Annotated in this window: 11 protein-coding genes; 2 read left to right on the top strand and 9 right to left on the bottom strand. The window is 72.4% G+C overall.

The features are described from left to right. The 5 genes from KME77_RS01410 to KME77_RS01390 all read right to left on the bottom strand — a co-directional run. Positions 1–1640: FAD-binding dehydrogenase (locus KME77_RS01410; protein WP_219460671.1), on the bottom strand; the 1640-nt coding region annotated here is incomplete at its 3' end. After that, positions 1633–2028, bottom strand: coding sequence for a DUF4387 domain-containing protein (locus tag KME77_RS01405; protein WP_219460669.1), 396 nt, complete (start codon positions 2026–2028; stop codon positions 1633–1635). The genes KME77_RS01405 and KME77_RS01410, both read right to left, overlap by 8 nt. Continuing rightward, on the bottom strand, positions 2006–3445 hold the full coding sequence (locus KME77_RS01400; protein WP_219460666.1) for an acyclic terpene utilization AtuA family protein: 1440 nt from the start codon (positions 3443–3445) through the stop codon (positions 2006–2008). The genes KME77_RS01405 and KME77_RS01400 overlap by 23 nt, the downstream gene beginning before the upstream one ends. A gap of 32 nt (positions 3446–3477) precedes the next feature. Next, entirely contained in the window at positions 3478–4536 is a 1059-nt protein-coding gene (locus KME77_RS01395; protein ID WP_308250492.1) for a tartrate dehydrogenase, read from the bottom strand. A gap of 86 nt (positions 4537–4622) precedes the next feature. Then, positions 4623–5750: an NAD(P)-dependent oxidoreductase gene (locus tag KME77_RS01390; RefSeq protein WP_219460659.1), complete on the bottom strand. Its 1128-nt coding sequence runs from the start codon at positions 5748–5750 to the stop codon at positions 4623–4625. 80 nt (positions 5751–5830) lie between these two features. On the opposite strand from KME77_RS01390, the gene KME77_RS01385 reads away from it, so the two are divergent. After that, entirely contained in the window at positions 5831–6577 is a 747-nt protein-coding gene (locus tag KME77_RS01385; protein WP_219460657.1) for a GntR family transcriptional regulator, read from the top strand. A gap of 62 nt (positions 6578–6639) precedes the next feature. On the opposite strand, the gene KME77_RS01380 is transcribed toward KME77_RS01385, so the two are convergent. Next, complete coding sequence (locus KME77_RS01380; RefSeq protein WP_308250491.1) at positions 6640–7224, bottom strand: TetR/AcrR family transcriptional regulator; 585 nt, start codon at positions 7222–7224, stop codon at positions 6640–6642. Positions 7225–7289: 65 nt separating this feature from the next. Between KME77_RS01380 and KME77_RS01375 the strand changes: the two genes are divergently transcribed. Continuing rightward, the gene (locus KME77_RS01375) at positions 7290–8189 is read left to right on the top strand and encodes an oxidoreductase (protein WP_219460651.1); all 900 of its coding nucleotides are present in this window, start codon (positions 7290–7292) and stop codon (positions 8187–8189) included. Positions 8190–8246: 57 nt separating this feature from the next. Here the strand turns inward: KME77_RS01375 and KME77_RS01370 are convergent, their stop codons facing one another. The 3 genes from KME77_RS01370 to KME77_RS01360 form a co-directional block, all read right to left on the bottom strand. Continuing rightward, positions 8247–8774, bottom strand: coding sequence for a DUF2690 domain-containing protein (locus tag KME77_RS01370; protein ID WP_219460649.1), 528 nt, complete (start codon positions 8772–8774; stop codon positions 8247–8249). A 106-nt stretch (positions 8775–8880) separates the two neighbouring features. Beyond that, complete coding sequence (gene gdhA, locus KME77_RS01365) at positions 8881–10221, bottom strand: NADP-specific glutamate dehydrogenase (RefSeq protein WP_219460648.1); 1341 nt, start codon at positions 10219–10221, stop codon at positions 8881–8883. A 112-nt stretch (positions 10222–10333) separates the two neighbouring features. Beyond that, a partial coding sequence (locus tag KME77_RS01360) for a polysaccharide lyase family 8 super-sandwich domain-containing protein (protein WP_246608994.1) occupies positions 10334–11161 on the bottom strand: 828 nt, incomplete at its 5' end.

Here is an 11161-nt window from a genome sequence, read left to right as displayed (position 1 = left end):
GCGGCCCGGCCGGCCACGCGGCCGGAGAAGAGGCAGCCGCCGAGGAACGTGCCCTCCAGGGCGTTGTAGCCCATCATCCCGCCGCCGCCGAACCCGTTGACCTCACCCGCGGCGTAGAGCCCCGGCAGCGGGGCGCCGTCGGCGCGCAGGCAGCGGCCGTCCAGGTCGGACTCCAGGCCGCCCAGCGTCTTGCGCGACAGGATGTGCAGCCGCACGGCGATCAGCGGCCCCGCCTTGGGGTCGAGCAGCCTGTGCGGGGTCGCCACCCGGCTCAGCCTGTCGCCCCGGTAGTTGCGGGCGCCCCGGATCGCGGTGATCTGCGCGTCCTTGGTGAAGGTGTTGTCGATCTCCCGGTCGCGCGCCTCGACGAGGGACCGGAGCGCCTGCTCATCGATCTCCGGCGCGTCCGGGCCGGCCAGCTTGTTCATGCCCGCGACCAGCTCGGTGAGGGTGGCGGCGACGACGAAGTCCGCGCCGTGCCGCTTGAACGCCTCCACCGGGGCCGGCGCCCCGCCCCTGACCCGTGACAGGACCATCTTGACGTCCTTGCCGGTGAGGTCGGGGTTCTGCTCCGATCCGGAGAGCGCGAACTCCTTCTCGATGATCTTCTGGGTGAGCACGAACCACGAGTAGTCGTGGCCCGTCCGCCGCAGGTGGTGCAGGGTCCCCAGCGTGTCGAAGCCCGGGAAGTACGGCGCCGGCAGCCGCTCGCCGGTGGCGTCGAGCCAGAGCGAGGAGGGGCCGGGCAGGATGCGGATGCCGTGGTTGTCCCAGATCGGGTCCCAGTTGCGCAGGCCCTCGACGTAGTGCCACATCCGGTCCGGGTTGACGACCCGGGCGCCGGCCGCCTCGGTGATGCCCAGCATCCGGCCGTCCACGTGCGCCGGGACGCCGGCCACCATCGTCCGGGGCGGCGGCCCCAGCCGGGCCGGCCAGACCTTGCGGACCAGGTCGTGGTCACCGCCGATGCCGCCGCTGGTGACGATCACGGCCTGGGCGCGCAGCTCGAAGTCGCTCACGGCGGTGCGCGACGACGGGCGGCCCCGCTCCACGGCCGTCGGCTCCAGCACCTGCCCGCGCACCCCGGTGACCGCGCCGCCCTCGACGAGGAGGTCGTCGACCCGGTGACGGAAGGCGAACCGGATCCGCCCGCTGTCGTGATGGGCGCGGACGCGGCGCTCGAAGGGCGCGACCACGCCGGGGCCGGTCCCCCACGTGATGTGGAAGCGCGGGACCGAGTTGCCGTGGCCGTCGGCGCGCCCGTCGCCGCGCTCGGCCCAGCCCACCAGCGGGAAGAACCGGTGCCCCATCCCCCGGAGCCAGGCGCGCTTCTCGCCGGCCGCGAAGTCGACGTACGCCTCGGCCCACGCCCGCGGCCAGCGGTCCTCCTCCCGGTCGAAGCCCGCGCTGCCGAGCCAGTCCTGCCAGGCCAGCTCGCGCGAGTCCTTGACGCCCATGCGGCGCTGCTCGGGGCTGCCGACGAGGAACAGGCCGCCCAGGCTCCAGAACGCCTGGCCGCCCAGCGACTGCTCCCCCTCCTGCTCCACCAGCACGACCGACCGGCCGGCGTCGGCGGCCTCGGCGGCGGCCACCAGGCCGGCCAGGCCCGCCCCGACAACGATGATGTCCGCGTCAGCCACGGCTCACGTCCGGGGTCGTCTGCGGGGTCGTCTCCGGGGTCATGTGCGGTACGCGGAGCGCGGCGAGAGGGACGTGGTGCTGGCCGGCGTGCATGTCGCGGTCCCGCAGCGATCCCTGCGAGACGGGCCGCGGGAAGGAGATCTTGACGACGTTGAGCGACGGGATGCGGAACAGCTGGATGGTGCCGGCCTCCACGCGGTACAGGCCGGCGATCACCCGCTCGTCGAGGAACGCCTCGTCGGCCACGATCCGGTAGCCGTCCGCGTCCCGCATGAACAGCTCCATCGTCACCCAGAAGGGGCCGGCGTTCTTGGATCTGACCTCAAGGGCGAGGTCACCGACGGTGCGCGGCGGCGCCGGGCCGTCAACCGTGGTCGTTGGTGTCATGGTGGTCTCCGTGTCTGGTGTCCCCGTGCCTGATGTCTCCGTGCCGGGTGTCTCCGTGCTCGATGCGGAACATACCGGTGGGGGTGATGCTGTCGACGACATGATTCAGCACGAACTCGTAGGCGGGGCCCCGCTCGACCTCCGCCGGCGAGGAGGCGAAGGCCAGGCTCGGCAGGTAGTGCATCTCGGGTGTCGGCATGTGCAGCATCAGCGGGTTGGCGATCTTCGCCACCGCCGTGGCGGTGGCCTGTTCGGGGGCGTTGACCAGGAGCATCACACCCACCTCCCGGGGCGGGGCGGTCTCGGGCTCCAGGTCGTCCAGCACCGCGTTGTGGCCGTACAGGCGCAGGTCGAAGGCGTAGTCGTCGTCGGTGAGCCCCAGGGTCTGGCTCACCCGCCGCCGCAGGTGGGTGCGCAGCAGGTCCGCCCAGCCCTCGATGTCGCGCAGGATGAGCGGGTCGCGGACGGCGCTGAAGGACATGGTCTCGTGGCCGGTGACCCGGGCGCCCTCCAGCTTGATCGTGTGCCGCTCGGCGGTGTGGAACCGTGACCCCTCGACCCGGACCGTACGGTCGTCCACGGCGGTGTACGTCGCCTCGCGCACGTCCAGGGTCCCGGCCGGTTCGCGCATCTCGAACGGGTTGACCGTCTCGTACAGCATGTGGGCGGCGACCGTGTACGGCGTGCACGCGTTGCGCGGGTCGAGCGGCTCGATCGTGAACCCGTCCGCGTCGATCGTGGTGTGCACCCCGCCCGCGCGCGGGTCGGTGGTGCACTGGCCGCCGCACTCGACGATCTTGGCGGCGTGCCAGCTCGGCCCGGCCGGCATCCCCTTCATCAGCGGGTACGCCGCCGCCACCGCCGTGTCGGTCGCGCGGCCGGCGAGCACGACCTGCGCGCCCGCCTGCAGCGCCTCGACGATCGGCTCGTGCCCCATCATGCCGACGATGTGGGTGCAGCTCTCCAGCGTCTCGGCCCGGATCTCGCCCATGGGCGGCAGCGGGTGGATCCGGCCGGCATCGAGGTGCTCCTTGAGTTCGGCCGGGCTCTGCTCGCTGTAGATCCGCGCGACCCTGAGGTCCAGGCCCTCCTCCGCCATGATCGCGGCGGCCATCCCGGCGACCCAGTCGACGCCGCTGTCGGTGCCGCTGGTGCCGCACGAGCCGATGATCAGCGGCACGTCCGCGCGGGCCGCCGCCCTGAGCAGGCTGCGCAGGTCGCGGGCCACCGCCTGCGCGGCCGTCTTCGCCGTCCCCGATCCCAGGTAGTACGGGCCGGAGTCGGTGGAGCCGCCGTCCACGGTGATCACGTCCACGCCGAGCGCCAGCCCGCGTTCCATCGTGGCCTCGTCCCAGCCGGCGCCGAGCATGCCGACGGGCGTCAGGATCCGGACGGGGCCGGCCGGTCTGTTCTCCATGGTTCTCGCTTCCTTCACTCGGCTACCCGGTCTCACGTGGCGACGGCCGCGAGGACCGCGTCGGTCAGCTCCCGCGTGGTGGCGGTGCCACCCAGGTCGGGTGTGCGGACCGTACCGTCGGACAGGGTCCGTTCGATGCCGGTCATGAGGGCGCGCGCCGCGTCCGCCCGGCCGAGGTGGCCGAGCATCAGCGAGGCGGACCAGAGCGCGCCGACCGGGTTGGCGACGCCCCGGCCGGCGATGTCGGGCGCCGAGCCGTGCACCGGCTCGAACATCGACGGGAACGTCCCTTCCGGGTTGATGTTCGCGGAGGGGGCGATGCCGATGCCGCCCGCGATCGCGGCCGCGAGGTCGCTGAGGATGTCCCCGAACAGGTTGGAGCCGACGATCACGTCGTACGCGCCCGGCGCCAGCACGAGCTTGGCGGCCAGGGCGTCGATGTGCTCCTGCCACCATTCCACGCCGGGGTGCCGCGCGGCCCGCTCGCGGACGATCTCATCCCAGAACGGCATGGTGTGCATGATGCCGTTCGACTTGGTCGCCGAGGTGAGACGGCCCCGGCGCCCGGCCGCCAGCTCGAACGCGTAGTCCACGACGCGGGTGACGCCGGGACGGGTGAAGACGGCCTCCTGCACGGCCATCTCGTCCGGGAAGCCCCGGTTGAGCCGGCCGCCGATCTCGCTGTACTCGCCCTCGACGTTCTCCCGCACGACGACAAGATCGACCCCGGCGCCGTCGCGGAGCGGGCCCGGCACGCCCGCCATGGCCTTGATCGGCCGGAGGTTGACGTACTGGCGGAACCGGCGGCGGATCGGGATGAGCAGCCCCCACAGCGACACGTGGTCCGGCACGCCGGGCGAGCCGACGGCGCCCAGCAGGATCGCGTCGTGACCGGCGATCGTGTCAAGGCCGTCGTCGGGCATCATGCTGCCGGTCCGCAGGTAGCGCTCGCAGGACCAATCGAAGTGGTCGAGGCGGAGCGAGAAGCCGAAGCGGGCGGCCAGCGCGTCGAGCACCGTCAGCGCGGCCGGGACGACCTCGGCGCCGATGCCGTCGCCGGGGATGACCGCGATCCGGTACTCCGTCTTCACGTCTGTGTCGCTCACGTCCGGATCACTCACATCGGCGTCACTCACATCCGCGCCGCTCACGTCCGGATCGCTCATGTCCGCCCCTTTCATGCCTGTGCCGCCGGGGTCCGTACGACGTCCGGCTGGTTGACCGCGAACCGGGGAGCGCCCCTGAGCGAGGCCACCAGCTCGGCGGCCCCTTCGAGCCCGGCGGCCCGGCGGGCCTCGGCCGACTGCCCGGCCAGGTGGGAGAACACGACGATCCCCTCGACGCCGCGCAGCGGACTGTCGGCGGGCAGCGGCTCGGCGCACACGACGTCCAGCGCCGCTCCCGCGATCACGCCGGAACGCACGGCGGCGGCGAGCGCCCGCTCGTCCACGATCGGGCCGCGCGCGGTGTTCACGAGCACGGCGCCCGGCTTCATCCGGCCGAACGCCTCGGCGCCGAGCAGCCCCCTCGCCCGCTCGGTGAGCGCCGTGTGGACGGAGACGTAGTCGGAGGCGGCCAGCAGCTCGTCCAGCTCGACAAAACGCACGAACCCGTCGGGCCGCTCCCGCTCGTCCGGCCGCTCGCCCTCCCCCGCCCGCTCGTTCTCCCCCGCCCGCTCCTTCTCCCCCGCCCGCTCCTTCTCCCCCGCCCGCTCCTTCTCCCCCGCCCGCGCGAACGTGCCCGCCCGCTCGCCGGGGGGCACGTTCGTCCTGCAGAGCACCGTCATGCCGAACGCGCGGGCGAGCGGGACGACCGCCCGCGCCACGGCGCCGTACCCGATCAGGCCGAGCGTCGCCCCCCGCAGCTCACGCCCGTCCTCGCGCGGCCACCCGCCGGCCACGACCCCCATGGCGCTGTGCACCAGGCGGCGGGCGGCGGCCAGGAGCAGTCCCATCGTGTACTCGGCGACGGCGTTCGCGTTGACGCCCGGCAGGTTGCTGACCGTGACGCCCAGCCGGGTGGCCGCCTCGACGTCGACGGAGTCGTACCCGACGCCGGTCCGCACGATCACGCGCAGGGCCGTCGCCCGTGCGAGCACGTCCGCCGTCATGGGCTCGTTCGCGATCAGCGCCGCCTCGAACCCGCGCAGCGCCCGCGCCAGCTCCTCCGGGTCGCGCCGGCCGCGCATCGGCAGGTGCGCGGTCTCGCACCCGGCCCGGCGCAGGTAGTGGTCGACCTCGTCGTCCGGCTTCAGGTAATCCGTGGTGATCAGGACGCGAAACGCCGTGTTGTCCTTGTACGACACGCTGCGACCGTATATTTGCTATAGCATCTTCGTCAACAGTTGCTTATTGCCCTGCCATGGCGAGACTGTATGCTACGGCCGTGGCCACCGAATCTCTCGCGACGCTCAACAGCGACACCCTCGCCGACCGGGCCTACCAGTCGGTCCGCGCCGCCATCGTCACGGGCGAGCTCCGGCCGGGCCAGAAGGTGACGGAGCGCGGGCTGGCCGAAAGGCTCGCCGTGAGCCCCACCCCGGTGCGCGAGGCGATCAGGCGGCTGGAGCAGGACGGGCTGCTCGAACGTACGGGCCCGCGCACGGTGAAGGTCTCGACCATCGGCGACACCGCGCTGCAGGAACTGGCCGAGGTGGAGGTGGCGCTGCGCGGGATGGTGGCCAGGTTCGCGGCCCGGCACGTGACGGCCGAGCAGCTCGACAACCTCGACGCCATCCTCGACGAGGCCGACGACCTGCTGATCCTCATCAAGCAGCGGCACAAGGACGGCGCGCCGATGACCCGGCACGTCAACCAGCTCCTGGACACCATGCAGCGCTTCAACGACGCCGTCAGCGCCTGCGCCGACAACCCGGTCCTGGTGCGGCTGCTCGACCAGACCCGGGTGTTCTCCCTGTCCGAGACCCGGGCCCGGCGGCTCGAACGCGTCGCCCACGACCCGCGCTTCGGCCTCGACCGCTACGCCGGCCACCGCGCGCTGGTCCGCGCGCTGCGCGCGGGCGACTCGGCGACGGCCGAGGCCATCGTGATCGAGGACGCCCGCGGCGGCCTGAGCGCCCTGCTCTCCGGCGACGGCGACGCCGCGCCGGAGCAGCCCCCGGCCACCGCCTGAAGCCTCGCGGCCCGCACGCCGCGTGACCTGGACGCCTTGAGGCCGGACGGCGCGGCCGGTCGCTACCGCCGCCGCGCCCCCCGGACGAACTGGCCGACAGCGGTCTCCACGATCCCGTCGAGCAGCTCGGGCACCACCAGGTTGCCGTTGACCAGCGTCGCGATGCCCTGCAGCGTCGCGAAGAACACGATCCCCACCTGCTGCGGATCGCCGGGCTCCAGCAGTCCCTGCGCCTGCCCCTGCGCGATCAGGTCGTGCATCAGCCCGAACGGCGCGGCGGCGGCCGCCACGAGCCGGTCGGCGCCCTCGCGGTGCTTGCCGGCGAACATCAGCTCCAGCAGCGCGGCGTCCTCGGTGGCGAACCGCAGGTACGCCACCGCCATGGCGTGCAGGCGCGGCTCGAACTCCTCCCCCACGCCGCCGAGCGCCGCGCGCAGCTCCTGGTCGAGCCGGGCGAACCCCGCCTCGGCGAGCGCGTCCAGCAGCGCCTGACGGTCGGGGAAGTGCCGGCGCGGCGCGGCGTGGCTGACGCCGGCCTCGCGGGCCAGCTCACGCAGCGAGAGCTGGTCCGCCCCGTGCCGCCGCAGGCTGCGCTCGGCGGCGGCAAGGAGAGTCTCCCGGAGGTTTCCATGGTGGTAGGCGGGCACGACGCCATCATAGCCGGTACATGTTGTCGTTGACATCATTGTTGTCGCTGCATACATTGTTGCCCATGACAACATTTACGACCGCGCAGATCCCCGCCATGACCGGCCGCACCGTCGTCGTCACCGGCGCGAACAGCGGCATCGGCCGCGCCGCCGCCCGCGCGCTAGCCACCAAGGGGGCCCGCGTCGTGCTCGCCGTCCGCGACCTCACCAAGGGCCACGCCGCCGCCGCGACCATGAGCGGCGAGGTGGACGTGCGCCGGCTCGACCTGGCCGACCTGGCCTCGGTCCGGGCGTTCGCCGAGGACCTCACCGAGCCGGTCGACGTGCTGATCAACAACGCCGGCCTGATGATCCCGCCGCTCGGCCGTACCGCCGACGGCTTCGAGCTGCAGTTCGGCACCAACCACCTCGGGCACTTCGCGCTGACGAACCTGCTGCTGCCGCGCATCCGGGAGCGGGTGGTCACCGTCTCCTCCACCGGCCACCGAGGGGGCGCGATCGACCTCGACGACCTCAACTGGGAGCGCAGGCCGTACCGGGCCTTCCCCGCGTACGCGCAGTCGAAGCTGGCGAACCTGCTGTTCACCACGGAGCTGCAACGCCGCCTCACCGAGGCCGGCTCGCCGGTGCTGGCGACCGCCGCGCACCCCGGCCTGGCGGCCACCAACCTGCTCGGGCACCTCGACGACGAGCGGCCCCTGCTGCGGCGGCTGCGCACGGCCGTCATCGGCCGCCTTGCGCAGAGCGACGACGACGGCGCGCTGCCCACGCTGTACGCGGCGGTGGCGGACGTGCCGGGCGGAGGCTACGCCGGGCCGGGCGGCTTCATGGAGGGACGCGGCGCGCCGAAGCTCGTCGGCCGGTCGAAGGCCGCCCGGGACGGCGAGCTCGCCCGCCGCCTGTGGACGGCCTCCGAGGACCTGACCGGCGTCACTTTCCCCCTTACCGCGAAGGCCCGGTAGGGGCCCCGGCCGTGAAGGGCCTCTCGCCGTGAAGGCCGGGCAGGAGCCCCGGGCGGGTCAGCCGCAGGCCTTGCCCGTGGTGCCGCTGCCCTTGTTGACGCGGCCGATCCCGGCCGTCACCGTGCCCGTCGCCTGGGCGCAGACGCCGCTGGGGGCGTAGACCATGTCACCCCAGTGGTGCCCGCCGTTCCCGGCGCGGTAGCTGAACGAGATGCGCTTCTTGCTGGTGAAGACCGTGATCTGGCCGGTCGCGTTCTTGGGCACCTGCGTCTCGCCCCAGTTGGTGCCGCAGCGACGGGAGTAGTAAAGCCGGATCACGCCCAGGCTCTCGCCGATCTCGTTCTTCAGCGTGGCCTTCTTCCCGGTGTTCACCTTGGAGTTGGCGCACCCCGTCCGGTAGGGGTCCTTGCCGTCGTAGGAGTGGGCGCTGGCCGGTCCCGCCGTCAGCATGAGCGCCGAGACCGCCGCGACGGACACCGTGACAGCCGCCACCTGGATCTTCATGAGGAATCTGCTCCTTCGGATCGCCGTGAGAGCGGCGCCGGTGCGGCGCCGCGGGCCGCCGACGCCGAGGTCAGCGGCCACGGTTCCGACTATGCCGGGAGCAGCGCGAGGAACCGCCGGATCCTCGTCCGAACATTGTCCAGGGACATTTGGACAAAGAGCCGGCGTCGTTCAGATCAGGCGTCGTTCAGATCAGGCCCAGGGCCAGCATGGCGTCGGCGACGCGCCGGAAGCCGTCGATGTTGGCGCCGGCCACGTAGTTGCCCGGCATGTCGTACTCCTCGGCGGTCTGCAGGCAACGGGCGTGGATGTCCTGCATGATCTCCTGGAGACGGCGCTCGGAGAACTCGAACGTCCACGAGTCGCGGCTGGCGTTCTGCTGCATCTCCAGCGCGCTGGTCGCCACGCCGCCCGCGTTGGCGGCCTTGCCCGGCCCGAACGCGACGCCCGCCTCCAGGAACACCTTGATCCCCTCAGGCGTGGTCGGCATGTTGGCGCCCTCGCCGACGGCGACGCAGCCGTTGTCCACCATGAAGGCGGCGTCGCGGCCGGTGATCTCGTTCTGCGTGGCGGACGGCATCGCCACCTCGCAGGGCACCTCCCACACGTTGCGGTCCGGCGCGTACTCGACGTACTCGCCGCGGCGCTTGGCGTAGATGTCCAGGCGGCCGCGCTCGATCTGCTTGACCTCCTTGAGCAGCGCCAGGTCGATGCCCTTCTCGTCGAGGACGTAGCCGGAGGAGTCGGAGCAGGCCACCACGATGCCGCCGAGCTGCTCGATCTTCTCGATGGTGTAGATCGCCACGTTGCCGGAGCCGGACACCACGACCCGCTTGCCGTCGAACGACGTGCCGCGCGCCTTCAGCATCTCCTCCACGAAGAACGTGCAGCCGTAGCCGGTGGCCTCGGTCCGCACCTGCGCGCCGCCGTACGCCAGCCCCTTGCCGGTGATCACGCCCGACTCGTAGCGGTTCGTGATGCGCTTGTACTGGCCGAACAGGTAGCCGACCTCCCGGCCGCCGACGCCGATGTCACCGGCGGGCACGTCGGTGTACTCGCCGATGTGCCGGTACAGCTCGGTCATGAAGCTCTGGCAGAAGGCCATGATCTCGCGGTTGGAACGGCCCTTGGGGTCGAAGTCCGACCCGCCCTTGCCGCCGCCGATCGGCAGGCCGGTCAGGCTGTTCTTGAAGATCTGCTCGAAGCCGAGGAACTTGACGATCCCCAGGTAGACCGACGGGTGGAAGCGCAGGCCGCCCTTGTACGGGCCCAGCGCGCTGTTGAACTCGACCCGGAAGCCGCGGTTGATGTGCACCTCGCCGCGGTCGTCCATCCAGGGCACCCGGAAGATGATCTGGCGCTCAGGCTCGCAGATGCGCTCGATGATCTTCGATTCGGCGTACTCGGGGTGCTTCACGAGGGCCGGCCCTATGCTGTCGAGCACCTCGCGGACCGCCTGGTGGAACTCGGCCTCCCCAGGGTTGCGGCGCAGAACGTTGTCGTAGATCGATGACAGTTTCTCGTGCAACGTGTACTCCCCGGCTCGATGGTGCACCCATCGTCACTTTACGAGCAGGGCTTTCGTGAGATGAACCCCACCTCCCCCCTGTACGCACCCCACACCGTCACGAAGGCGGCTCTCAGACGCGCACCACCGCGGTACGGGCGTGACCGCGGCTGCCACCCACCTCCACCTTGACCGCCCGTTTGGACCTGCGCACGCCGCGGTCGCTCTTCCCGACCGACTTCACCGGCCAGGGCAGCGCGACCCTCACCTCGTCGGCCGTCCTGGACGGGTCGGAGAGGGCCAGCCGCACCCGCCCGCCGTCGCGGCGGACCAGCAGCGTGCACGGGCCGTCGGCGGTGAGCGGCCCGTCGGAGGTCTCGACGGTCCCGGCGCGCCAGAAGACGGCGGCGATCAGGTCGTCGCGGGTGACGGCCTGGACCGTCGAGGAGTTGGCGAGGATCTTGACCCGGCCGCGGTAGGCCGCGGTCTGGGCGACGGAGGCGTCGGGCAGGACGGCGTAGGCGTAACGCGCCTTGCGGGGGTCCACGCCGTGGTCGACGAGGATGGTCGTGTAGTGCCGGGTGACGGGGGTCGTGTCGCCGCCGGTGGTGGCGCCCTTGTCGATGTCCCGCCAGCGGCCGGTGCGCTCGTCGCGGACCACCTTCGCCCCGGCGCCGTCGAGCAGCGCGTACCCGGCCACGCCGGCCAGGTGGAACCAGCCGTCGCCACGGGTCAGCGGCGGGTGCCGGTCGTGGGTGTTGCGGTTCTCGACGACGGTCTCGACGCGCCGGCCGTCGGAGGCGGTGATGCCCGCGCCGAGGGCGATCACCGCGTCGTCCAGCAGGAACCACGCCTTCCTGGCCCGCAGCGAGGAGCCGTCGGCGATCAGCCGCATGGCCGCCACGCCGTACTCGCCGTCGAGCGCCACGCCGCCCCGCCCCCGGGGGGGGGGGGGGGCGGG

This window comes from Nonomuraea rhizosphaerae (genome assembly GCF_019396405.1).
Classification (GTDB): domain Bacteria; phylum Actinomycetota; class Actinomycetes; order Streptosporangiales; family Streptosporangiaceae; genus Nonomuraea; species Nonomuraea rhizosphaerae.
The sequence above is the reverse complement of the archived record's forward strand: the minus strand, read 5'-3'. Positions and strand labels throughout refer to the sequence as shown.